The 23,090-nt window shown below is 72.6% G+C and carries 19 protein-coding genes and 1 tRNA gene; 12 read left to right on the top strand and 8 right to left on the bottom strand.

Annotated features, from left to right (window positions below; genetic code table 11):
- The first annotated feature begins 6 nt into the window (after nucleotides 1–6).
- The 6 genes from ASF35_RS03995 to recR all read left to right on the top strand — a co-directional run bounded on the left by ASF35_RS03995 (nucleotide 7) and on the right by recR (nucleotide 7,853).
- Nucleotides 7–594, top strand: coding sequence for an LON peptidase substrate-binding domain-containing protein (locus tag ASF35_RS03995; RefSeq protein ID WP_055963124.1), 588 nt, complete (start codon nucleotides 7–9; stop codon nucleotides 592–594).
- A gap of 114 nt (nucleotides 595–708) precedes the next feature.
- Nucleotides 709–2,811 carry a DNA polymerase III subunit gamma and tau gene (locus tag ASF35_RS04000; protein ID WP_235499102.1) on the top strand — a complete coding sequence of 701 codons (2,103 nt, stop codon included), beginning with the start codon at nucleotides 709–711 and terminating at the stop codon, nucleotides 2,809–2,811.
- Nucleotides 2,792–5,521: a chorismate-binding protein gene (locus tag ASF35_RS04005; RefSeq protein ID WP_055963131.1), complete on the top strand. Its 2,730-nt coding sequence runs from the start codon at nucleotides 2,792–2,794 to the stop codon at nucleotides 5,519–5,521. Before ASF35_RS04000 ends, ASF35_RS04005 begins: the two co-directional genes overlap by 20 nt.
- A gap of 46 nt (nucleotides 5,522–5,567) precedes the next feature.
- Nucleotides 5,568–5,909 (top strand): hypothetical protein, encoded by a 342-nt coding sequence (locus tag ASF35_RS04010; protein WP_156367951.1) that lies wholly within the window; start codon nucleotides 5,568–5,570, stop codon nucleotides 5,907–5,909.
- Between the two features lie 101 nt (nucleotides 5,910–6,010).
- Entirely contained in the window at nucleotides 6,011–7,162 is a 1,152-nt protein-coding gene (locus ASF35_RS04015; RefSeq protein ID WP_055963136.1) for an acyl-CoA dehydrogenase family protein, read from the top strand.
- 91 nt (nucleotides 7,163–7,253) lie between these two features.
- The gene (gene recR, locus ASF35_RS04020; protein WP_055963139.1) at nucleotides 7,254–7,853 is read left to right on the top strand and encodes a recombination mediator RecR; all 600 of its coding nucleotides are present in this window, start codon (nucleotides 7,254–7,256) and stop codon (nucleotides 7,851–7,853) included.
- A 3-nt stretch (nucleotides 7,854–7,856) separates the two neighbouring features.
- On the opposite strand, the gene ASF35_RS04025 is transcribed toward recR, so the two are convergent.
- Entirely contained in the window at nucleotides 7,857–8,603 is a 747-nt protein-coding gene (locus tag ASF35_RS04025) for a DUF4328 domain-containing protein (RefSeq protein ID WP_055963142.1), read from the bottom strand.
- 139 nt (nucleotides 8,604–8,742) lie between these two features.
- Here ASF35_RS04025 and ASF35_RS04030 point away from each other — a divergent pair, with 139 nt between their 5' ends.
- From ASF35_RS04030 to ASF35_RS04050, 5 genes are all read left to right on the top strand, one after another.
- Entirely contained in the window at nucleotides 8,743–9,732 is a 990-nt protein-coding gene (locus ASF35_RS04030) for a LysR family transcriptional regulator (protein ID WP_055963145.1), read from the top strand.
- 181 nt (nucleotides 9,733–9,913) lie between these two features.
- Entirely contained in the window at nucleotides 9,914–11,017 is a 1,104-nt protein-coding gene (locus ASF35_RS04035; RefSeq protein WP_235499103.1) for a S1 family peptidase, read from the top strand.
- 799 nt (nucleotides 11,018–11,816) lie between these two features.
- Nucleotides 11,817–13,094 carry an aspartate kinase gene (locus ASF35_RS04040; protein WP_055963153.1) on the top strand — a complete coding sequence of 426 codons (1,278 nt, stop codon included), beginning with the start codon at nucleotides 11,817–11,819 and terminating at the stop codon, nucleotides 13,092–13,094.
- Nucleotides 13,091–14,137, top strand: coding sequence for an aspartate-semialdehyde dehydrogenase (locus tag ASF35_RS04045; protein ID WP_055963156.1), 1,047 nt, complete (start codon nucleotides 13,091–13,093; stop codon nucleotides 14,135–14,137). Before ASF35_RS04040 ends, ASF35_RS04045 begins: the two co-directional genes overlap by 4 nt.
- Nucleotides 14,138–14,144: 7 nt before the next feature.
- On the top strand, nucleotides 14,145–14,612 hold the full coding sequence (locus ASF35_RS04050) for a GNAT family N-acetyltransferase (protein ID WP_055963159.1): 468 nt from the start codon (nucleotides 14,145–14,147) through the stop codon (nucleotides 14,610–14,612).
- Between the two features lie 56 nt (nucleotides 14,613–14,668).
- Here ASF35_RS04050 and ASF35_RS04055 read toward each other — a convergent pair whose 3' ends face one another.
- The 6 genes from ASF35_RS04055 to ASF35_RS04080 form a co-directional block, all read right to left on the bottom strand.
- A complete protein-coding gene (locus tag ASF35_RS04055; protein ID WP_055963163.1) occupies nucleotides 14,669–15,358 on the bottom strand; it encodes a hypothetical protein in 690 nt (229 codons plus the stop codon).
- 147 nt (nucleotides 15,359–15,505) lie between these two features.
- Entirely contained in the window at nucleotides 15,506–16,150 is a 645-nt protein-coding gene (locus ASF35_RS04060) for a hypothetical protein (RefSeq protein WP_055963166.1), read from the bottom strand.
- A complete protein-coding gene (locus ASF35_RS04065; protein WP_055963169.1) occupies nucleotides 16,147–18,120 on the bottom strand; it encodes an acetoacetate--CoA ligase in 1,974 nt (657 codons plus the stop codon). The genes ASF35_RS04060 and ASF35_RS04065 overlap by 4 nt, the downstream gene beginning before the upstream one ends.
- A gap of 31 nt (nucleotides 18,121–18,151) precedes the next feature.
- The gene (locus ASF35_RS04070) at nucleotides 18,152–18,964 is read right to left on the bottom strand and encodes a hypothetical protein (protein WP_055963172.1); all 813 of its coding nucleotides are present in this window, start codon (nucleotides 18,962–18,964) and stop codon (nucleotides 18,152–18,154) included.
- 105 nt (nucleotides 18,965–19,069) lie between these two features.
- Nucleotides 19,070–19,143: transfer RNA gene (locus ASF35_RS04075), tRNA-Pro, on the bottom strand.
- A 12-nt stretch (nucleotides 19,144–19,155) separates the two neighbouring features.
- Nucleotides 19,156–20,109 (bottom strand): metallophosphoesterase, encoded by a 954-nt coding sequence (locus ASF35_RS04080; RefSeq protein WP_055963175.1) that lies wholly within the window; start codon nucleotides 20,107–20,109, stop codon nucleotides 19,156–19,158.
- A gap of 57 nt (nucleotides 20,110–20,166) precedes the next feature.
- On the opposite strand from ASF35_RS04080, the gene ASF35_RS04085 reads away from it, so the two are divergent.
- Nucleotides 20,167–20,628 carry a GatB/YqeY domain-containing protein gene (locus tag ASF35_RS04085; RefSeq protein WP_055963178.1) on the top strand — a complete coding sequence of 154 codons (462 nt, stop codon included), beginning with the start codon at nucleotides 20,167–20,169 and terminating at the stop codon, nucleotides 20,626–20,628.
- A 210-nt stretch (nucleotides 20,629–20,838) separates the two neighbouring features.
- Here ASF35_RS04085 and ASF35_RS04090 read toward each other — a convergent pair whose 3' ends face one another.
- Nucleotides 20,839–23,058: a transglycosylase domain-containing protein gene (locus ASF35_RS04090; protein WP_055963181.1), complete on the bottom strand. Its 2,220-nt coding sequence runs from the start codon at nucleotides 23,056–23,058 to the stop codon at nucleotides 20,839–20,841.
- Nucleotides 23,059–23,090: the final 32 nt, after the last annotated feature.

Consider the following 23,090-nt stretch of genomic DNA (forward strand, 5'->3'; position numbering starts at 1 on the left):
AGTGCCATGCCGATGTTCCCGCTCGGCACCGTGCTGCTGCCGGGCGGGCTGCTGCCGCTGCGGCTGTTCGAGCCGCGCTACCTGGAGATGCTGCAGGACGTGCTGCAGGCCGAGGAGCCCGAGATCGGCTTCGTCCTCATCGAGCGCGGCCACGAGGCCGGCGGCGGGGACGCGCGGTTCTCCACGGCCACGGTCGGGCGCATCGTCCAGGCCGAGCCGCGAGAGTCCGACGTCGGCATGGTGGTGCAGGGCGGACGCCGCGTCGAGGTGGAGGGCTGGCTTCCCGAGGACCCGTACCCGCGGGCCCGGGTGCGCGACCTCCCCGACCTGGTGCCCGACGTCGACCGCGCCGAGGTGGCCGCCGTGCACGACCGTGCGGTCGCCGCGTCGCTGCGTCTGGGCATCATGGCGCCGGAACCGCCTCCGCACGGTCTGCTCGCCGCCTGCTGGCACCTCGCGGACGCCTGCCCGCTCGGTCCCTACGACCGGCTCGCGCTGCTGCGCTCCACCCGCGCCCGTCAGCTCCTCTCCGCCGTCGACGACGCCTACGACCAGGCGGTCCAGATGCACGAGGCCTTCGGCCCAGGCAGCTAGGGCCTGCCTCTCGACGTCGTTCGGGCGACACAGGGAGTCGGGCGCGCACCGGGTCCGCCGGGACCCTCCACGACGGCCTCGGCGATGTGGGCGCCATGTCCTAGGCTCAGGCGCGTGGATGCCCCTCTCGCCCTCTACCGCCGGTACCGTCCCGAGACGTTCGCCGAGGTGATCGGTCAGGAGCACGTCACCGACCCGTTGCGGCACGCGCTCGCGGCCAACCGGGTCAACCACGCCTACCTGTTCTCCGGGCCTCGAGGCTGCGGCAAGACCACCAGCGCCCGCATCCTCGCCCGAGCACTCAACTGCGAGCAGGCGCCGGTCTCGGACCCCTGCGGCGAGTGCCAGAGCTGCCGCGACCTCGCCCGGGGCGGGCCGGGCAGCGTCGACGTCATCGAGATCGACGCCGCCAGCCACGGTGGCGTCGACGACGCCCGCGACCTGCGCGAGCGGGCCTTCTTCGCGCCCATCAGCAGCCGCTACAAGGTCTACATCATCGACGAGGCGCACATGGTGAGCCCGCAGGGCTTCAACGCGCTGCTCAAGCTGGTCGAGGAGCCGCCGCCGCACCTCAAGTTCATCTTCGCCACCACCGAGCCCGACAAGGTCATCGGCACCATCCGGTCGCGCACCCACCACTACCCCTTCCGGCTCGTGCCGCCCAAGGCGCTGGGCGACTACCTGAACCAGCTGAGCGAGACCGAGGGCGTGCGGCTCGAGCCGGCGGCCCTGCCGCTCGTGGTGCGCGCCGGCGCCGGCTCCGTGCGCGACACGCTGAGCGTGCTCGACCAGCTCCTCGGCGGCGCCGGGCCCGAGGGCGTCACCTACGACCTCGCCGTCCAGCTGCTCGGCTACACCCCCGACTCGTTGCTCGACGAGGCCGTCGCAGCGTTCGGCGCGGGTGACGGGAGCACCGTGTTCGGCGTCGTCGACAAGATCATCGAGTCCGGTCAGGACCCGCGGCGCTTCGCCGAGGACCTGCTGCAGCGCCTGCGCGACCTCGTGGTGCTGCGCGCCGTGCCCGACGCGCTGGCCACCGGTCTGCTCGACGTCCCCGGCGACCGCGCCGAGCGGCTGCAGAGCCAGGCCACGTCGTTCGGCCCGGCCGACCTGACCCGCATGGCCGACCTCGTCAACGCGGCGCTCACCGAGTTCCGCGGTGCCACCGCTCCTCGGCTGCTGCTCGAGCTGATGTGCGCCCGCATCCTCGTGCCGGCCTCCGACGCCTCAGGGGTCGTGGCCCGCGTCGACCGGCTCGAGAAGCGACTCTCCATGGGCGGGGTCCCCGCCGCGTCGGCCGCCACGGGAGCCGACGCCCCGGCCGACGCCCAGCCGAGCGCGGCCGCCCCTGCACCTGCCCAGCCTGCACCTGCCCAGCTCGGCCCCACGCAGGCTGCTCCGGCACAGGGCGCCCCTGCCCGGCAGACGCCCGCCCCCGACCCGGCCCGGCCCCCCGTCGACGACGCGCCGCCCTGGGACGTCGAGGAGCCGCCGGAGCCGGATCACCAGCCACCCCCGCCGTCGACGCCGCAGCCGTCGCAGGAGGCGCCCCATCGCCCGGCGCCCGAGCAGGCGGCTCCGGCCGCGACCCAGCCGGCCCCGTCGCAGCCTCCGACCCGCGAGCCCGAGCCGGCCGCCGCCGAGGCCCAGCCGGCCTCGGCACCTGCCGGGGGGATGAGCGTGGCCGACGTGCGTCGGCTCTGGCCCGAGATCCTCGAGGTGGTCAAGGGCCTGCGCCGGTTCACCTGGATCATGCTCAGCCAGAACGCACAGGTGCAGGCGCTCGACGGGACCACCCTCACCATCGCCCTGGTCAACAGCGGCGCCCGCGACTCCTTCATGGCCAGCGGCTCCGCCGAGTACGTGCAGAAGGCGCTGCAGCAGGTGATCGGGGTGCAGTGGCGGATCGACGCCATCGTCGACCCCTCAGCCGACCCGCGGGCGGCGAGCAACCCCGCGCCGGCATCGCCCCAGGCTGCGGCTCCCACGCCGCCGGCCCAGGCCGCTCCGGCCACCGGTGGCGACGCCGGCCGCGGGGTGGGCGCACCGGAGTCGGTGCGCCAGGCCATGCGCGAGCCGGCCTCGATGGCCCCGCCGGAGGACCCCGACGCGTCCGCCCACCCCGACGACCCGGTGGTCGACCAGGGCACCGATCCCGAGCAGCTGCTCAGCCGGGAGCTGGGTGCCCGGGTGATCGATGAGATCGACCACGGCTGACGGTGCCGCCGACGGATCCGCCCTGGTGGCACGTCGCCGCCGGCTCGACCTCGACGACGACCCCCTCGCGGTGCTGCGGCGACTGCGCGGCCGCGACCGGCTCGTGGGTCTGGTCGGCTCGTGGCACCAGGGCGACGCGCTCGTCGCGTGCGACCCGGTCCGTGTGCTCGACCCCGACGTCGACGACCCGTTCGACCTGCCCCTCCCGGTCGTCGTCGACGACGCCGGTGCCGGGTTCGGCGGTGGGTGGATCGGCCTGTGGGGCTACCGGTTGGGTGGCCGCGTGGAGCAAGTCCCGGAGCCGAGGTCGCGCCCCGTGCCGCGTCCCGACGCCCAGCTGGCGTTCTACGCCTGGGTGCTGCGGCGCACCCGCGGCACGTGGTGGCTCGAGTGGCTGGGCGACGCCGACGTCGCACCGGTGCTGGACCTGCTCGACGGACCGCCCCCGCCCTCGCGGGAGCACCGGCTGGGCGCGTTCACGCTCACGCCGTCGCCCGTCGAGCACGAGGCCGCCGTGGCGCGCGCCGTCGAGCACGTGCACGCGGGCGACCTGTTCCAGGTGAACCTGTGCGCCCGGCTGGAGGCCTCGTTCGAGGGCGATCCGCTCGACGTCTTCTGTGCCGGCGCCGAACGGCTCCGACCCGCCTACGGCGCCTACGTCGAGAGCCCGGACGGTGCCGTCCTGTCCTTCTCGCCCGAGCTGTTCCTGCGGCGCACCGGCCAGGAGGTGCTCACCTCGCCCATCAAGGGGACGGCGCCGCTGGGTCTCGACGCGCGCGAGGACGCCGCCACGGTCGGAGCGCTCGTGGCCTCGGCCAAGGACCGCGCCGAGAACGTCATGATCGTCGACCTCATGCGCAACGACCTCGGCCGGGTGAGCGCCCCGGGCAGCGTGCGGGTCCCCGCCCTGGTGCGTCCTGAGCGGCATGCGGTGTGGCAGCTGGTGTCCGACGTCGTCGGTCGTCTCGCCCCCGGCGTCGGCGACGCCGAGCTGCTGCGAGCCACCTTCCCTCCGGGATCGGTCACCGGTGCCCCGAAGGTCCGGGCCATGGAGGTGGCCGCCGCGCTGGAGGTCACCGGCCGCGAGGCGTACACCGGCGCCATCGGGCACCTCAGCCCCCTGGCAGGTCTGGAGACCAACGTGGTCATCCGCACCGTCGAGGTGGCCGAAGGTCGCGCGTGGCTCGGCGTCGGCGGGGGGATCGTCGCCGACTCCGAGCCGGCGGCGGAGCTGGCCGAGGTGTTCGTGAAGGCCGCGCCGGTGGTTGCGGCGATCGGAGGCACCCTCACCGACGACGTGGCTCCCGCGGTCGGTCCCCGGCCCACGCCCGTGCACGGCTCGGTCGGGTCGGCCGCCGACGCACGCCGCGGCGTGTTCACCACCGTCCTCGTCCGCGACGGTCGCGCGGTCGACGTCGAGGCGCACCTGGCGCGGCTCGACGCGAGCGTGCGCGCCGTCTACGGCACCACCGTGCGCGAGGGTCTCGACGACGCGGTCGCCCGGCGGGCAGCGACCCTGGGCGCCGGGCGGCACCGGCTGCGGATCGAGGCCGTCCCGGCCGAGCCCGAGCGGGTCGGTGAGGACCCGGTGCCGGTGGGCGTCCGCATGGTCGATGCCCCCCTCGTCGAGGCGCCCGCCACCTGGTGCCTGTCGCCCGTGGTCGTGCCGGGCGGCTGGGGAGCCGACAAGTGGGTCGACCGCGGACCCCTCGACCTCTCCGCCGCCCCCTCGCGCGAGGCTGCCGACGACGTGCTGGTGCTCGACGTCGACGGCTCCGTCCTCGAGGGCGGGCGCACCAACGTCTTCTGCGTCCTCGACGACGGGGTGCACACGCCGCCGCTCGACGGGCGCGTGCTGCCGGGCACCCAGCGGGCCCGGGTGGTCGACGCGCTGCTCGCCGCAGGTGTCCCGCTCCACCAGCGCCGGCTCACCACCACCGACCTGGCCGCCGCGTCGGAGGTCTTCGTCACCAACGCGCTGCGCGGGGCGGTCCCCGTGCGTGAGGTCGTCGGCGTCGGCGCCTGGGAGGCGCCCGGTCCGGTGACCCGGCGGGTCGCCGAGGACCTGTCCGCCGGCGTTCCGGCGCAGCAGGAGCGGCCGCTCGCACCCCGACGGGGCACCCGCGCGCGGGTGCTGTTCGTCGACAACTACGACTCCTTCGTCTTCAACCTCGTCCAGTACGTGCGCGAGCTCGGCGCCGACGCGCAGGTGGTGCGCAACGACGCGGTCACCGTCGAGGAGCTGGTGGACGCCCGTGAGGCCGGGGACCTCACGCACGTGGTGCTCTCGCCCGGTCCGGGGGCGCCGGCCGACGCGGGGATCAGCGTCGACGTGGTGCGCCGGCTCGGCCCCACCACGCCGCTGCTCGGGGTGTGCCTGGGGCACCAGGCGATCACCGAGGCCTACGGAGGGCGGGTGGTACGCGCCGCCGAGGTGGTGCACGGGAAGCCGTCGCTCGTCCACCACGACGGGCTGGGCGTGCACACGGGCCTGCCCTCGCCGCTCACCGTGGCGCGCTACCACTCCCTCGTGGCCGAGGAGGCGAGCCTTCCGCCCGAGCTGGTCGTCACCAGCCGCACCGCCTCCGGCGTGGTCATGGGCCTGCGCCACACCTCCCACCCCGTCGAGGGCGTGCAGTGGCACCCCGAGTCGATCCTCACCACCCGCGGCCACGACCTCCTCGCCACCTTCCTGTCACAACGGTCCTGAGACAGCTGCGCAGGCGTGAACCGCGCCCTCCGGGACAATGGTGTGCGTGGGTATCTACGTCGAACTGCGCGACGAGACCGGCGATGTGGTCGCTGGGCTGCCCGACCCATCGGGTGGCATCTTCGACGCCGCCGGAGACTTCGACCGGTTCATCGATAGGTATCCGTACAACGAGGCGAAAGACGGTCTGCCGGTCCTTGAGTCGCTCGATCCATACGGCACCACGGTGACCCCGTCCGGCGTGATGGCAAAGGTGATCAGCGAGTGCGTTCGAGCGACGGCTCTGGCGACCGACGGGCCGGAGCGAAGAGGACTTCTGCGTCTCCGGACCCTGGCGGAGGAGTGCTCCCGGCGTCCCGGTTCCGCACTCCACTGGATTGGCGATTGAGGTCGGTCCACCCGTGTGGGGTCGACGGACTTGCCGAGTGGTGTCGTTCTCGCCGACCCGCACGCCAGCCGACGCGTCAACTGCGTGGCAGCATCGGTCGCATGGACCTGACCCTCACCGACGAGCAGGCGAGCTTCCGCGCCCTGGCACGTGACTTCCTCGACCGCGAGGTCGTGCCGCACCGTGCCGCGTGGGACCGCGCCGAGTCCGTGGACCTCGCGATCATCCCCAAGCTCGGCGAGATCGGCTTCTTCGGTCTCACCATCCCCGAGGAGTACGGCGGGGTCGGCGGCGACTACGTCACCTACGTGCTCGCGGCCGAGGAGCTGGGCCGGGCCGACTCGGCCATCCGCGGCATCGTCTCGGTGTCGTCGGGCCTGTTCGGCACGTCCGTCCTGCAGCACGGCACCGAGGAGCAGAAGCAGCGCTGGCTGCCCGACATCGCCGCCGGCCGGACGCTCGGCTGCTTCGGCCTCACCGAGCCCGGCACCGGCTCCGACGCCGGCAACCTGCGCACCCGTGCCCGCCGCGACGGCGACGACTGGGTGATCGACGGCTCCAAGATCTTCATCACCAACGGCACCTGGGCCGACGTCGCCCTCGTCTTCGCCCGCACCAGCGACGACGGCCCGCGGGGCGTGTCGGCGTTCCTCGTGCCCACCGACACGCCCGGCTTCGAGGCCACCGAGGTCAAGGGCAAGCTGGGCCTGCGTGGCCAGGCCACCGCGGCGTTGTCCTTCGACGGCGTGCGGGTCCCGGCCGACGCCCTGCTCGGCGAGGAGGGCAAGGGCTTCAAGATCGCCATGCAGACGCTCGACAAGGGCCGGGTCACGATCGCAGCGAGCTGCGTCGGCATCGTGCAGGGCTGCCTCGAGGAGACCGTGAAGTACACCGGCGAGCGCGAGCAGTTCGGCCGGCCGATCGCGTCGTTCCAGCTGGTGCAGGAGATGATCGCCGACATGAGCGTCGACGCCGACGCCGCGCGGCTGCTCACCTGGCGCGCCGCCGACCTCATGCAGCGCGGGGAGCCGTTCGGCACCGCCGCCTCCAAGGCCAAGCTGTTCGCGTCCGAGGCCGCGGTCCGTGCCTCGAACCTGGCCGTGCAGGCGTTCGGCGGCTACGGCTTCATCGACGAGTACCCCGTGCAGAAGTACCTGCGCGACGCTCGCGTGATGACCCTGTACGAGGGCACCAGCCAGGTGCAGAAGCTGCTGATCGGGCGGTCCGAGACGGGCATCAACGCGTTCGTCTGACCGGGTCGTCCGATCGAGGGCGCCTGTTCGCCGACGCCCGGCCGCGCGCCGAGCGGGCCCGCGGCCGCCGGGGCGCCTAGACTCACTCCTTGTGTACGACGGCGTCATCCAGGACCTCATCGACGAGCTCGGGCAGCTGCCCGGGGTCGGTCCGAAGAGCGCCCAGCGGATCGCCTTCCACCTCCTCGACGCCGACCCCGAGGACGTCCGTCGCCTCGCGGCCGTGCTGGTCGACGTGAAGGACAAGGTCCACTTCTGCGCGATCTGCGGCAACGTGACGGTCGACGTCGAGTGCCGCATCTGCACCGACCCCCGCCGCGACGTCACCGTGCTGTGCGTCGTGGAGGAGAGCAAGGACGTCGTCGCCATCGAGCGCACCCGCGAGTTCCGCGGCCGCTACCACGTGCTGGGCGGCGCGATCAGCCCCATCGCGGGCATCGGCCCCGACCAGCTGCGCATCCGTGAGCTGCTCGGCCGCCTGCAGGACGGCGCCGTCACCGAGGTCATCATCGCCACCGACCCGAACCTCGAGGGCGAGGCCACGGCCACCTACCTCATCCGCATGCTGAGCACCCTCGGCCTGCGGGTCAGCAAGCTCGCCAGCGGCCTGCCCGTCGGCGGCGACCTCGAGTACGCCGACGAGCTCACCCTCGGGCGCGCCTTCGAGGGCCGCACCGCCATCGCCGGCTGAACGTCAGCGCGCCTCGGTCCCTGCCAGGAGCTCGGCCTGGTCGGCCGCGATCGCCCGCACCACGCGGATCCACAGGGCGCACGCGACGACGAACAGCACGGTCGTCGCGGCGGCGAACGCCGGCAGGTGCTGGATGGACGCCGTGTCGATCTCGTCGACCGGGACGAACACGCTCTCGACACCGGTGGCGAGGCAGCCCAGCAGGAAGGCACCCCACCACCACCCCACGCGGGCCCCGGACGAGGGACGGTGGGATCGCACCCGCAGGGCGTCGCGCACCACCTGGTAGGGGAACCACAACGAGACGATCGGCACCAGCCATCCGCCCCACACCCACCCGCGCCGCCGCGCGTGGGGAGACGTCGGCGACAGGACCTCGAGGTTGGATCGGACGCGCCACAACCACAGGCACGTGATGACGTAGGCGCCGAGCAGGACGGGGAAGCTCGCGGCGTCGACCAGCTCGTACGGGGTCCACAGGTCCCAGGCCAGACCGCCGTCCGCCTCCTGGCGCTCCCATCGCTCGACGGCGTCCTGCGCCAGCCAGAAGCGGGGCAGCAGCAACGCGGTGTAGAGCGCGGCGACGCCGACGGTGAGTGCGGTCAGCAGGCCGAGCGGCTGGGCGTACCCCGTGGGCGCCGCGGGGTGCGGAGCGGACTGGCCGGGAGCAGCCGTCGCGCCGGACTGCGCGACGCCCTCCGGGACGTCGTCCTGCGACGGGTAGCGCGGGTACGTCGGTGAGTCGGTCATGGTTCCCCCGGGTCGTGATGATCTGGGGCGACCGTACGACAGGTGACCCGCTCCTGAGGCGAGAACAGAGGACTTTGTCCGACTTCGGGCACGCCTGCACCGAGGACGCCGATCGCCGCGGCGCCGGTAGACTCACCGAGTGGAGCTGGAGCTGCGACACCTCAAGGTCGTGTGTGCCATCGCCGACGCCGGGAGCGTCACGAAGGCCGCCGCCGAGCTGGGTGTCGCGCAGCCCGCGCTCACCGCGCAGCTGAGCCGCATCGAGCGTGCCCTGGGCGGCCCGTTGTTCGACCGCGACCACCGCGGCGTGCGGCCCACGTCGCTGGGCGAGCTGGTCATCGCCCGGGCCCGCATGCTGCTGCCCGCCATGACCGGTCTGCTCGACGACGCCACCCGGTTGAACGACCCCGAACGGGGGCGGAGCACCCCCGAGCACCTGTCCATCGGCTCCTCGTCGCCGGCCATCCTCGCGCCCCTCATCCAGCGGCTGGAGGAGCGGCACCCCGACCTCGAGGTCTCCACGACCGCCTCGTGGTCGGCCGACGAGCTGGCCCGTGAGCTCGACGACGGGCGCCTCGACTTCGCCGTGGTCGGCATCTGCGGAGGCGACAGCACGCCGGGGGAGCGCGGCCAGGTGTGGCGCACGTTCTCGGTGGACCCCGTGTTCGTGATGCTCCCGCAGGACCACCCGCTGGCGGACGTCGACGAGGTCGCGCTCGCCGACCTCGCCACCACCGGCTGGGCCGCCACCCCGGGCGACGGCTGCTTCCAGGAGTGCTTCGCGGCTGCCTGCGCGCGCGAGGGCTTCGCGCCGCGCAGCCTCTACGTCGCCGACGCGGCCAGCTGCATCGACCTCGTGGCGTCCGGCACGGCCGTGGCGCTGTGCCAGCCCACGCGGGTCCTCCCGGGGCTGGTGACCAAGCCGCTCGCCGGAGTGCCCCTGAGCTGGCGCCACCTCGTCGGCTGGCGACCCGACTCCGTCGGCGCTGCCTTCGCCGACGAGCTGCTGCTCACCGTCCGCATGGCGCACGGCGACCTCGTCGCGCGCAGCGCGGTCTACGCCGACTGGTTGGGCCGGAACCCGGGCTTCGGCGAGCAGCACGACCCGGGCATCACCCCCGCGGTATGACTCTTCCGGTATGACCCTCCAGGGCTGAACTGACAGTACGTTCTTGCCAACCCCTCGGGGGGGCTGCGGAGGCGAACCCGTCTCCGGACGACAGCGTGGGGCGTGGCGGCGAGCCGTCCGTTCCGCAGGACGGCTGCACCCTGGCGACCCCAGCGTGCCGCCACGACGAAGGAGATCCACCGTGAAGACTCCCAAGCGAACCCTCTTCGGCTCCCTGGCCGTCGCCGCCGTGCTGGCCACGGCGCTCGGCCAGCAGGCCAGCGCCGCGCCGTCACCCGACGACGCCCCGCCCAAGGTCAGCATGCTCGGCGCGATGGAGCGCGACCTCGGACTCTCGGAGTCGCAGGCCAAGGCCCGCATCGCCGACGAGGCCCAGGCCTCCAAGGCCGAGAAGTCGCTCGTCAAGAGCCTCGGCGCCGACTACGCCGGCTCCTGGTACGACGCGAAGAAGGGCACCCTCGTCGTCGCGGTGACCGATGCCGCCGCCGCCGACGCCGTCACCGCGAAGGGCGCCGAGGCGCGCACCGTCGAGCGTTCGTCGTCGGAGCTGAACGGCTACATGAAGGACCTCAACGCGAAGAAGAGCGCAGCTCCCGACACCGTGGCCGGCTGGTACGTCGACGCCGAGTCCAACAAGGTCGTCCTTCCGACGCAGGACGTCGCCGCTGCCGAGACGTTCGCCGAGAAGGCCGGGGTGCCGGCAGAGGCGTTCCAGGCCGAGGCCGCTCCCGAGCGTCCGCAGCCGCTCTACCAGGGCGGCGACGCCTACTACATCGGCGGCGCGCGCTGCTCCATCGGCTTCGCCGTCACGGGCGGCTTCGTGAGCGCCGGTCACTGCGGCACCACGGGCAGCACCACCTCGTCGCCGAGCGGCACGTTCGCCGGCTCGAGCTTCCCCGGCAACGACTACGCGTTCATCCGCTCGTCGGCGTCGATCACCGGCACCGTGAACAACTACAGCGGCGGCAGCGTCGCCGTCCGCGGATCCTCCAACGCGGCGATCGGGTCGTCGATCTGCCGCTCCGGCTCCACGACCGGCTGGCGCTGCGGCACCATCCAGGCCCGCAACTCCACGGTGAACTACGCCGAGGGCTCGGTGACCGGGCTCATCCGCACCACCGCGTGCGCCGAGCCGGGCGACTCGGGCGGATCGGCCATCTCCGGCAACCAGGCTCAGGGCGTCACCTCCGGTGGCTCCGGCAACTGCTCGGTCGGCGGGACGACGTACTTCCAGCCCGTCAACGAGATCCTCAGCGCCTATGGCCTGACCCTCAAGACCTCCTGACCGGAGGAACCGCGCGCGGCGCGGACCCGGCACCCTCTTCCCCTGGAGGTGTCGGGTCCGCGCCGTTCGTCGTCTCGCGGGGGGTGCTCACGTGTTGCTGCGCTGCCTCGGCGGGACCGTCCTGGCTGCTGCGTCGCTGCGGGTGAGGCTTCGTGTGGTGGTGCGTCGCTGCGGCCGCGAGTGGACCTGCGCTCCGAAAGGGCCTCGACCGGAGCGGTGGGTCTCGCCTCGGGTGGGTCTGCGGGGCGCGGCCACGATTCTTCATCTGCGCGGGATCCACGCATGATTCTTCCTTTGTGTGGACCGTGCCTCGCGAAGGGAGAATTGTGGCGACGAACTGGGGACCTGGAGGGCAGGGATTCTCCCTTCTCGTGGACCGTCCCGCGCGAAGGGAGAATCTCTGCCCACCCGACGCACGAAGGGCCCGGGCGGACGCAGGATTCTGCCTTCGCGCACAGCGATCCGAACGATACGAACGCAGAATCTTGCGTCCCCCGAGCCGCGCTCCGAGAGCTCGCCCGAGCCCGTACCCGCCCGCCGGTCGAGGCCCTTTCGGAGCGCAGGTCGACTCGCAGCCACAGCGACGTAGCAGCAGGCGAAGACCCACCCGAAACACCGCAGCCGCAAGGCACGACCCACCCGCAGCAGATCGCGCCGACGCCCTCGGCGCGATCTCGCGGTCCCACGGCAGGAACGACGGTGGAGGCGGCCTGTCGCAGGCCGGTAGCATGGACGACGTTGCCCGGTCAGCGTCGCCCTGGCACGGTCCACCCCACCCCCGCACCTCAAGGACATCGTCGTGGGCATTGTCGTCCAGAAGTACGGTGGCTCCTCCGTCGCCGACGCCACGAGCGTCAAGAGGGTCGCCCAGCGCATCGTCGCCACCAAGAAGGCCGGTCACGACGTCGTCGTGGTCGTCTCGGCCATGGGCGACACGACCGACGAGCTGATCGACCTCGCCAACGAGGTCTCCCCGCTGCCGCCCGCCCGTGAGCTCGACATGCTGCTCACCGCCGGCGAGCGGATCTCGATGGCCGTGCTGGCCATGGCCATCGGCAACCTCGGCCAGGAGGCCCGCTCGTTCACCGGCTCCCAGGCCGGCGTGATCACCGACGCCGAGCACGGCAAGGCCAAGATCATCGACGTCACGCCCGGTCGCATCGAGAAGGCGATCGCCGAGGGCGCCATCGCCATCGTCGCGGGCTTCCAGGGCGTCTCGCAGACCACGAAGGACATCACGACGCTCGGCCGTGGCGGGTCCGACACGACCGCCGTGGCCCTGGCCGCGGCCCTCAGGGCCGACGTCTGCGAGATCTACTCCGACGTCGACGGCATCTTCACCGCCGACCCCCGGATCGTCCCCGACGCCCGCCAGATCCCGCAGATCTCCTACGAGGAGACGCTCGAGATGGCCGCGAACGGCGCCAAGATCCTGCACCTGCGCTGCGTCGAGTACGCGCGCCGCAACGACATGCCCATCCACGTCCGGTCGTCGTTCTCCGACAAGCCCGGCACGTGGGTCATCAAGGCCGACGACGTCACGAAGGACCCCACCATGGAGCAAGCGATCATCAGCGGAGTGGCCCACGACCGCTCCGAGGCCAAGATCACCGTCGTCGGTGTGCCCGACAAGGTCGGCTACGCCGCGGCGATCCTGCGCGCGCTCGGCGACGCCCAGATCAACATCGACATGATCGTGCAGAACGTGTCGGCCGCCGCCACGGCGCTCACCGACATCTCGTTCACCCTGCCGCGGGCCGACGGCCAGACCGCCATGACCGCCCTGGCGCGGCTCAAGGACGAGGTCGGCTTCGAGCGCCTCCAGTACGACGACAGCGTCGGCAAGGTCTCCATCGTCGGCGCCGGCATGCGCTCGGCCCCCGGCATCACGGCCACGTTCTTCCAGGCCCTGGCCGACGCCGGGATCAACATCGCGATGATCTCGACGTCGGAGATCCGCATCTCGGTCGTGGTGGCCGAGAGCCAGGTCGAGGAGGCGGTCCGCGCCGCCCACTCGGCGTTCGACCTGGGCACCGACGAGGTCCAGGCCGTGGTCTACGGAGGGACCGGACGATGAGCCGTCGCGCCAGCATCGGCATCGTGGGCGCCACCGGTCAGGTGGGCGTCGCGATGCGCCAGATCCTCGAGGAGCGGAGCTTCCCCGCCGACGAGGTCCGCTTCTTCGCCTCGGCCCGGTCGGCCGGCACGGTGCTGCCGTTCGCCGGCCGCGAGATCACGGTGGAGGACGCCGAGACGGCCGATCCATCGGGTCTCGACATCGCCCTCTTCTCCGCCGGTGCCACCACCTCGCGGGCCCACGCGCAGCGCTTCGCCGACGCGGGCGTGACCGTGGTCGACAACAGCTCGGCGTTCCGCAAGGACCCGAGCATCCCGCTCGTGGTCAGCGAGGTGAACCCCGAGGCCATCCCCGCCGGCGACGGTCCGGGTGGCCGCGGCATCATCGCCAACCCGAACTGCACCACCATGGCCGCCATGCCGGTCCTCAAGCCGCTGCACGAGGAGGCCGGGCTGGTGCGCCTGGTCGTCGCGTCGTACCAGGCGGTCTCGGGGTCGGGCATCGCCGGCGTGCGCGAGCTGCACGGGCAGGCGCGCGCCGTGGTCGAGAAGGCCGACGAGCTGGCCTACGACGGCAGCGCCGTCGCGTTCCCCGACCCCGACGTCTACGTGGCGCCCATCGCGTTCAACGTGCTGCCCATGGCCGGCAGCGTGGTGGACGACGGCAGCAACGAGACCGACGAGGAGCAGAAGCTGCGCAACGAGTCGCGCAAGATCCTCGGCCTGCCCGACCTCCGGGTCGCCGGCACCTGCGTGCGCGTGCCCGTGTTCACGGGGCACTCGTTGAGCATCCACGCCGAGTTCGAGGGCGACCTCACCCCCGAGCGGGCCACCGAGATCCTGGGCAGCGCGCCCGGGGTGCAGCTGGTCGAGGTGCCCACGCCGCTGCAGGCCGCGGGCGCCGACCCGAGCCTGGTCGGGCGCATCCGTGCCGACCAGTCGGCGCCGGAGGGCAAGGGACTCGTGCTGTTCGTCAGCGGCGACAACCTGCGCAAGGGCGCGGCCCTCAACACGGTGCAGATCGCCGAGCTCCTCCTCGGCTGACGTGGGTGTGAGCGATCTCCTGGTCCGGTCCCGCCGGCCCGCCGACGCCGACGCGCTGGTCGCTGCGCTCGCGGGAGTGCACCAGCGCGATGCGTACCCCGTCCGCGCCTCGCGGGTGACAGCCGAGTGGCTGCTCGACGGCACCGACGTCGCGTGGGTGGCGCAGCTCGACGGACGGGTCGTCGGGCAGGTCGCTCTCGTGCGTGCAGACGACGCCTGGGAGCTGACCCGCTTCTTCGTCGCGGTCGACGCGCGCGGCGCGGGCGCGGGACGCGCCCTCCTCGACGTCGCCGAGGCGTGGGCCGACGCCGACGGTGTCCCGATGCGGCTCGTCGTCATGCAGCACAACCGCGACGCGCAGGCTGTCTACGAGCGCCGCGGCTGGCAACGCGACGGCAGCACCACCGCCGACTTCTTCCTCGACGGCAGCGGTGTGGCGCCGGTGCTGCTGCGCTACTCCAGACCGCCCGGCTGACCCGGCGCACGCACGAAGGCCCCGCCGTCGAGCGGTGCGGGGCCTTCGCGCCGGGGCTACTCGGCCGCGAGCTGGTACGCGCGGGGCTCGGTCTCGCCGGCCATCAGGTACTCGATCGCGAACGCGGTCGGCGTCGTGCCGCAACGCGCGTAGCCGAGCGTCACGAGGACGTCCGTGGACGTCCAGCCCTTGCCGTAGAGACCCTCGACCTCGGTCTTGGTGGCCTCGTCGCCGCCCTCGTACAGCTCACCGAGCGCGATGCCGTCACCGGCCTGCGGGTTGCCGATCGCCTTCCCGACGGCGCTCGAGGTGGTACCGGCGCCGGGCGCGTCGCTGTACGTGATGGTCTTGAGCGCCGTGGCGGTCGCGCAGGCGAAGGCGAACAGGTCCTGGCGCTTGCTCTTGGTGATCGTCTTGCCGTACTTGCCCTTCTTCTTGACCTTGTACTTCACGACGGTCGTGACCGAGTAGACCTTCGGGTCCGCGGCGATCTTGAGGGCGACGGACGCCTTGTCACGGGCGACGACCTTCTTGCCCTGGCGCACCGTGAGGCGGGCGTAGGTCACCTTGACCTTGCCCGAGGTGGAGTACCTCGGCTTGATGGTCGCTGTCTTGCCCGGCGCGGCGCTGGGGTCCGCGATGGTGCGGATGGTGACGCCCGTCGCGGCCTGGGCGGGCGCCACGAGCGTCAGGGTGGAGCCGACGCCCACGAGGGCGGCGACGAGCAGGACGAGGAGCTTGCGCATGGGACCGGTCCGTTCACGGAGATGGCGCCCGGCGGAGCGCGGGCCCGCTCAGCGTAGGAGTGGTGCGACGGCCGTGAGCAAGTCTTGCGCAGGAATGGCCCGTCGTGACCAGGCGCACCTGGTCGGTGCGGGCCACGCCTGGCCCGCTCACTCCGGCAGCGCGGCCCTCAGGGCGTCGACGAGGTGCTCGGGCGTGGTGCCGAACGACCGGCTCGCGAGCACGAGCTCGCCTTCTCGGGCGGGTGCGCGCACGACCACCGACTGCGAGCGGGCGGTGTCGCCGCTGCCCACCCGGACGCGTCGCCGCGTGGCGCGCACCTGCGTGCTGCGCCGGCCCTCGTGCAGGGTCACGACGTCGCCGCGCACCGTCACACGCTGCCGGGTCCGGCCGCGGACGGTGACGAACCAGAGCCAGGCCCCCACGGGCCACAGGCCGAGCAGGACGACGGGCGAGCGGCGCCCGGACGAGTCACCGAGGACGCTGGGGTCCCCCAGCGCGACGGTGGCCAGCACCGCCGCCGCCGTGGTGCCGACCGTGAGGACGCAGAGGAACCGCCACGGCCAGGGACTGCCGTCGATGACGATGCTCCCGTCGACGACCCTCGGCGTGACCGGGCGGCGGGGGAGGAGGATGTAGACGACGGCCATGAGGAAGGCCGCGCCCATGAGCCCGACCGTCGCGCCCATCGGCGCGTCGCCTCCGGACGCCGTCGCGGCCATGAGCACCCCGCCCCCGGTCATGAGCAGACCCATCGGCATGCCGATGAGGACGACCTTGCGCTCGGGGCTCATCGCGATGCGGCGACCGCAGCGACCTCGTCGAGGGCCGAGGGGTCGGCGAGGGCGCCTCGCGTGGCGGCCTCGTCGGCCGGGACTCCACGCAGGATCTTCTTGACCGGCACCTCGAGCTTCTTGCCCGAGAGCGTGCGGGGCAGCGCCCTCACCACGTGCAGCTCGTCGGGGACGTGGCGCGGCGACAGCCGGGTGCGCAGCTCTCGGGCCACGCTCGTGCGCAGGGCCTCGACGTCGGTGCCGTCGGGGTCGGCGAGTGACACCAGCAGCACGAGCGTCCCGGCTCCCCCTTCGTCGTCCTCGAGGTGCACGACCAGGCTGTCGTTCACCTCGGGCAGGCTCTCGACGACGGTGTAGAACTCGGCGGTCCCGAGCCGCACGCCGCCGCGGTTGAGGGTCGCGTCGCTGCGGCCGGTGATGGTGCAGGTGCCGCGCTCGGTGATGGTGATCCAGTCGCCGTGGCGCCACACCCCTTCGATGTCCTCGAAGTAGGCGGCCCGGTAGCGCGAGCCGTGGTCGTCGCCCCAGAAGCCCACCGGCATGGACGGCATCGGACCGGTGATGACGAGCTCGCCGAGGGACCCGACGACCGGCTCGCCGTCCTCGTCGAAGGACTCGACCGCCGCGCCCAGGCAGCGGCACGAGATCTCGCCGGCGTACACGGGAACGGTGGGGGAGGCGCCCACGAACGCGGCGCACACGTCGGTGCCGCCCGAGACGGACTGCAGGTGCACGTGCTCGCCCACCGCGTCGTAGACCCAGCGGAAGCCCTCGGCCGGCAGCGGTGCCCCGGTGGACCCGACGCCGCGCAAAGTCGACATGTCGCCGATCTCGCGCGGCACGATCCCTTCCTTGCGGCACTGCAGCAGGAACGGCGCGCTCGTGCCGAAGTACGTGACGCCCAGCTCGTCGGCGTCGCGCCACAGCTGCCCGAGGTCGGGGTGGGCCGGGTTGCCGTCCCACAGGACGATCGTCGAGCCGGTCAGCAGGCCCGAGACGAGCAGGTTCCACATCATCCAGCCAGTGGTGGAGAACCAGAAGAACACGTCGTCGGCGCCGAAGTCGTGGTGCAGGCCCAGCGACTTGAGGTGCTCGAGGGTGATGCCACCGTGACCGTGGACGATGGGCTTCGGCAGGCCGGTCGTGCCGGAGGAGTAGAGGACGTAGAGCGGTGCGTCGAACGGCAGCCGCTCGAACGCGAGCTCGCCCGGCTCACCCAGCAGCTCGTCCCACGTCGTCGTGCCGGTGCCGTCGATCGCGGGCGCGGGCGCCCCGGGCTCCAGGTACGGCAGCCACACGAGGGTCTCCACGCTCGGGAGCGCGTCGACGATGTCGGCGACCTCGCCGCGCCGGTCCACCGGCTTCGCGCCGTAGCGGTAGCCGTCGACGGCCAGCACGACCGTGGGCTCGGTCTGCTTCCAGCGGTCGACGACGCTCTGGACCCCGAACTCGGGGGCGCAGGAGCTGAAGACCGCTCCCAGACTGGCTGCCGCGAGCAGCAGCACGAGCGTCTCGGGCACGTTCGGGGCGTAGGCGGCGACCCGGTCCCCACGGACCACGCCGGCGCGCTGCAGCCCGGCGCGAGCACGGGCCACCTGGTCACGCAGCTGCGCCGCCGTGAGCCGGACGTCGGCCCGCGACTGCGAGCGCGCCACGACGACCACGTCGTCGTCGGCCCGGCCGGGGAGCCGCAGCATCGCCTCGGCGTAGTTGAGCCGCACGTCCGGGAACCAGACCGCACCCGGCATGGAGGCGTCGGCCAGGGCAGGGGAGGGCTCCCCGTCGCCGGGGACGTCGAAGAACCGCCACACGGCCCGCCAGAACGCGTCGGGCTCCGCGACGGACCAGCGCCACAGGGCGTCGTAGTCGTGCGGGTCGATGCCGACCGTGCGGGCGAAGTCGGCGATGCGCGGTGCGGCGTCGGGGTCGGGGCGCCACAGGACCTCGGGGCTGCGATCGGTACCGGTCATGCGGAGTGCTCCTGGAGTACGGGGTGGCGGCTCAACGCACGGCGTCGTCGTCCGGGCGGACGTCGCTCGCGGTCCACACCAGGAGTCGCTGCACCAGCGGAACCGTGGCGGTCATGAGGCCCGGCACGATCAACCACGCCCAGGGCCCGTCGACGGGCTCCAGGAACAGCAGCATCACGAGGACGGCCACCAGCATCACGGAGAGCGCGAGGACCGCGCGCGCCTGCTGCACGCCGAACGCGATGAGCAGCCGGGAGCCGATCTCGTAGGCGAGGCCGACCACGACCAGGACGGCCAGGCCGCCCCAGAAGGCGCCGCCCGCCGAGGTGCCGCGCACCGCGCTGAACAGGTTGAGGCACGCCCAGCCGCCGGCCGTGATCAGCAGCCCGGCGACCAGCCCGGTGACCAGGGAGGCGCGCAACGGTGGGACGGTGGGGAGCCGGTAGTCGCGCACCGCCCACACGGCGTCCTCGCTGCGGTCGCGGACCGCGAAGCCGAGCCGCCGCGCGAGGTCGCCGGTCCCGTGCAGGGCGTCGGTCGCACGTCCGCGTGCGCTCCCGAGGGCGGCCCCGACGTCGATGGTGGTGCGCGGACCGCTGCGCTGGGGCTGCGGCGCCGTCACCGGCTGCTCGACGGCCTCGTCGTCGGACGGATCCGTGGCGCGCGAGTCCTTGCCCTTGAGTCGCGAGACGGCCGAGGCCTTGGGCGCTGCAGGCCGGACGGGTCGAGCCGTGCTCGACGCGGGGGCACCGGGGCGCACCACCGTCTTCTTGACGATCTTCTTGACCACGCGCGGCTGGGTGCTGCCGGCACCGTCGGCCTGCGTCGTGCCCTCCTCGACCATGGTGTCAGTGTGTCACAGCGCACGTCGTCCGGGTCGGGGAGCGCACGCACGACGAAGCCCCCGGACCGTGGTGGTCCAGGGGCTTCGGATCCCGAAGGAGCTGGGTCGGGGTGACAGGATTTGAACCTGCGGCCTCGTCGTCCCGAACGACGCGCGCTACCAAGCTGCGCCACACCCCGGCGCTGTCCTCGCTAGGAGGACGAACCCGCTGAGTCTATCGCAGTGAGGGTGAGCAGGGTGGCCTCGGGTCGGCAGGCGAAGCGGACCGGCGCGAACGGTGAGGTGCCGAGCCCGCCCGACACGTGCAGCCACGACGGCGACGAGCCGGCGACCTGGTGCGTGCTCAGGCCCTTCACGCGGGCCCGGTCGAGGTCGCAGTTGGTCACCAGTGCGCCCACGAAGGGCACGCACAGCTGGCCGCCATGGGTGTGCCCGGCCAGGACGAGCGGGTACCCCTGGCGGGAGGCGTGGTCGAGCACCCGCAGGTACGGTGCGTGCGCCACGGCCACCGCGAGGTCGGCGTCGGCCCCGAGGGACGCGGCCGGCGGGACGGCCGCGAGGTCGTCGAGCTCCAGGTGCGGGTCGTCGACCCCGGCGAACGTGAGGCGCCGCCCGTCGACGGTGAGCGACCCGGTCGCGTTGTTCAGGTCGAGCCAGCCGTGCTCGGCCAGGCCCTCGCGCAGGTCCTCGAAGGGGAGGGTCGCGGCGCGTTCCCACGTGCCCCCGACCTGGGTCCCGGTGCCACCGGTCAGGTACTTGAGAGGGTTCTTGGGCACCGGGGCGAAGTAGTCGTTGGAGCCGAACACGAACACGCCGGGGCGCTCCAGCAGCTCCCCGTAGGCCTCCAGCAGCGGGGGGACCGCGTCGTGGTGGGCGAGGTGGTCGCCGGTGCTGACCACCAGGTCGGGCTCGAGGTCGGCCAGGGACCGCAGCCAGTCGGCCTTGCGCCCCTGGGCCGGCGTCAGGTGCGCGTCGGACAGGTGCAGGACCTTGAGCGGGCGGGCGCCCGACGGCAGCACCGGCACGGACACGAGCCTCAGCGCGAACCACCGCGCCTCCCACCAGGCGTAGCCCAGAGCGGCCGCGCCGGCACCGATCACACCGGCTCCCACCACCACGGGCCGAGCCGCCACCGATGCCCTCATGCTCCCAGCCTAGGTGCGTGGCCGAACGGCGCTCGCCCGCGGTGAGAGGATGTGGTCATGTCAGCCCTGAAGGACCGCCTCCGTTCCGATCTCACCGCGTCGATGAAGGCCCGCGACGCCCTGCGCTCGAGCACGCTGCGCATGGTCCTCACCGCCGTGACCAACGCGGAGGTGGCCGGCAAGGAGGCCCGCGAGCTGACGGACGACGACGTGCTGACCGTGCTCACGTCCGAGGCCAAGAAGCGTCGCGAGGCCGCCGAGGCCTTCGAGGTGGGCAACCGTCCCGAGCTGGCCCAGAAGGAGCGCGACGAGGCCGCCGTCCTGGCCGAGTACCTGCCCGAGCAGCTGTCGGCCGACGAGGTCCGCGCGCTCGTCACGTCGACCATCGAGCAGCTCGGCGTGGCCGGCGACGGCATGAAGGCCATGGGCCGGGTCATGGGCGCGCTGCAGCCGCAGGTCAAGGGTCGCGCCGACGGCGGCGTGGTGGCCGCCGAGGTCAAGAAGGCGCTCGGCGCCTGAGGGAGGGCGCCGGGCCGGCGCGGTGCCGGCACGGCGGGAGGTAGGTGGCGCGCGTCGCCGGCGGTTCGGACGCAGGTGGCACGCAGGCACCGGCTCGGTATCCGCGCGCGCCCTACCTCCCGACGCGTGAGAGCGCGACCCTCCTACCGCCCGCGCGGGTCACCGCCCACGTGCCGGGTCCCGCGACGAGCAACCCCTGCTCGCTGCTGGTCAGTCGCGGTCGCCGTTCCCGTTCCCGTTGCCGTTCCCGTTGCCGCGGGGTGCGGGCTGCTGCTCGGTGTCGCGCCGCGTGGTCGTCGGGGCGTCGGCGCGGTCGTCGTCGTTGCTGCCGCCCGTGCTCCGCGCGGCCTGGCGCCGCGGCGGCGGGTCGAAGCGCTCGGGGCTCAGGTAGTCCTGGATCGTCCCCATGGCGTCCTTCCACATCGGACCAGACAGCGAGGAGCCGCCGGCCTGGGAGAAGCTCACGGGCGCGCCCTTGAGCGTGACGCCGACGAGGCTCGCCGGGTTGTCCTTGCTGTTGACGCCCGCGATCATCGACGCGGCGGCCAGCTCGGGCGTGTAGCCGACGTACCAGACGGCCTGGCTGCTGTTCGTGGTGCCGGTCTTGGCCGCGGAGTCGATGCCGAGCCCGGTGCCGTTCTGGAAGCCGAAGCCGCCGGGCTGCTGGAGGCCTCGCAGGATGTCGTTGACCTGGGCTGCGACGTCCTTGCTCATGACCCGCTCGCACTGCTCGGGGTACTTCTTGAGCGACTCGCCGTTGGCGTCGAGGACCTCGTTGACCGGGCGCGGGGCGCAGTACTCGCCACCCGACGCAGCCGCGGCGTAGGCGGCGGCCATGTCGAGGGTGCTGACCGACGTGACACCGAGGGTGAAGGACGGGACCTGGTTCGTCTCCGGCACCGTGATGCCCATCGACTCGGCCGCCTTGACCGTGTTGCAGAGGCCGGCGTCCTTCTCGAGCTGGGCGAAGTAGGTGTTCACCGACCGCCGGAGTCCCGTGACCATGTTGAAGGTGCCGGAGCCGGTGGAGTTCTTGACGTCCCACGTTCCGGTGCCGCGTCCCTCGCAGTCGTAGTAGGTCCCGGTGGGGATCTTCATCGTCTGGGGCGACCGGTACGACTTGGACGGAGGGATGCCGTCCTTCAGGGCCGCGATCGCGGTGAAGTACTTGAACGTCGAGCCGGCCTGGAAGCCGCCGGACTGGCCGTACTTGGCCGGCACGGAGAAGTTGAGGTAGGTCTGCCCGGCCTTCTTGTCGCGGCCCATCGGCTTGGACTGCGCGATGCCGCGCACGTTGCCGGTGCCGGGCTCGACGAGCGCGAGGGAGCCGATGGCCTTGTCCTTCGCGCCGACGCGGTTCTTGACGGCCTTGTTGATGGCCTTCTGCATGCGCACGTCGATGTTGGACTTGATGGTGAGCCCGCCGCGCTCGAGACGTGCCTGACGCTCCTGGACGGTGGCGCCGAGCGCCTCCTCGTCGAGCAGGTACTGGCGGATGTAGTCGCAGGAGAACGCGGCGACGGACTCCACGCAGCCGTTCGGGAAGCGCGTGAGCTTGAGGTCGAGCGGCGAGGCGATCAGCTCGTCTGCCTGGGACTGGGTGATCTTGCCCTGGGTGGCGAGGACCTGCAGCACGGTGTTGCGTCGCTGGAGGGCGCGCTCGGGGTAGACCCGCGGGTTGAACTCCTCGGGGTTCTTCACGAGGCCCGCGAGCGTGGCGGCCTGCTTGACCGTCAGCTGGTCGGGGGAGACCGAGAAGTAGTGGTACGCGGCGGCGTTGATGCCGTAGGCGCTGTCACCGAAGTACGCGATGTTCAGGTAGCGCTCGAGGATCTCCTTCTTGGTGTGGGACTCCTCGTAGTTGATCGCCAGCTTGAGCTCGCGCACCTTGCGGGCCGTGGACTTGGCGGTGGCCGCGCGGATCTGCTCCTTCGTGGTGGCCTGCTGCACCAGCGTCAGCTTGACCAGCTGCTGGGTGATCGTCGATCCGCCCTGGGTCTGGCCGTCCGACGCGTTGTTGACCAGGGCGCGCAGCGTGCCCTTGAGGTCGAGGGCGCCGTGCTCGTAGAACCGGTTGTCCTCGATGGAGATGATCGCGTTCTGCATCGTGCCCGCGATCTGGTCGAGCGGGACGTCCTGGCGGTTCTCCTCGTAGAAGTACGCCAGGAGGGTGCCGTCGGACGCGTAGAGGCGGGTGGTCTGAGGGTTGGGCACGTCGTCGAGCTCCAGTGGCAGCTCGACCACGTCGCGCGTGACGTCGTTGGCGGTGGCCGCCACGAACGCCGTGCCCGGGATGACCACGGCGGCCACGAGGACGCCCGCCGCGACGGCGAGCACGATCATGGTCCCCACGAGCGAGGCGCGGCTCGAGGTGGGGGGCGGCGTCTGGGCGATCCGCCGGACGTTGTCGGTGAGGTCGTCCCAAGGCATGTGGCCCAGGATACGGAACGTTCCTGAGGATC

The organism is Aeromicrobium sp. Leaf291 (assembly GCF_001423365.1).
In the GTDB taxonomy this organism is placed as follows: Bacteria; Actinomycetota; Actinomycetes; order Propionibacteriales; family Nocardioidaceae; genus Aeromicrobium.

Coding starts and splice junctions, on each gene's coding strand:
- ASF35_RS03995 (WP_055963124.1), top strand. CDS start 7: ATGCCGATGTTCCCGCTCGGCACCGTGCTGCTGCCGGGCGGGCTGCTG.
- ASF35_RS04005 (WP_055963131.1), top strand. CDS start 2,792: ATGAGATCGACCACGGCTGACGGTGCCGCCGACGGATCCGCCCTGGTG.
- ASF35_RS04015 (WP_055963136.1), top strand. CDS start 6,011: ATGGACCTGACCCTCACCGACGAGCAGGCGAGCTTCCGCGCCCTGGCA.
- ASF35_RS04025 (WP_055963142.1), bottom strand. CDS start 8,603: ATGACCGACTCACCGACGTACCCGCGCTACCCGTCGCAGGACGACGTC.
- ASF35_RS04045 (WP_055963156.1), top strand. CDS start 13,091: ATGAGCCGTCGCGCCAGCATCGGCATCGTGGGCGCCACCGGTCAGGTG.
- ASF35_RS04055 (WP_055963163.1), bottom strand. CDS start 15,358: ATGCGCAAGCTCCTCGTCCTGCTCGTCGCCGCCCTCGTGGGCGTCGGC.
- ASF35_RS04060 (WP_055963166.1), bottom strand. CDS start 16,150: ATGAGCCCCGAGCGCAAGGTCGTCCTCATCGGCATGCCGATGGGTCTG.
- ASF35_RS04065 (WP_055963169.1), bottom strand. CDS start 18,120: ATGACCGGTACCGATCGCAGCCCCGAGGTCCTGTGGCGCCCCGACCCC.
- ASF35_RS04070 (WP_055963172.1), bottom strand. CDS start 18,964: ATGGTCGAGGAGGGCACGACGCAGGCCGACGGTGCCGGCAGCACCCAG.
- ASF35_RS04080 (WP_055963175.1), bottom strand. CDS start 20,109: ATGAGGGCATCGGTGGCGGCTCGGCCCGTGGTGGTGGGAGCCGGTGTG.
- ASF35_RS04085 (WP_055963178.1), top strand. CDS start 20,167: ATGTCAGCCCTGAAGGACCGCCTCCGTTCCGATCTCACCGCGTCGATG.
- ASF35_RS04090 (WP_055963181.1), bottom strand. CDS start 23,058: ATGCCTTGGGACGACCTCACCGACAACGTCCGGCGGATCGCCCAGACG.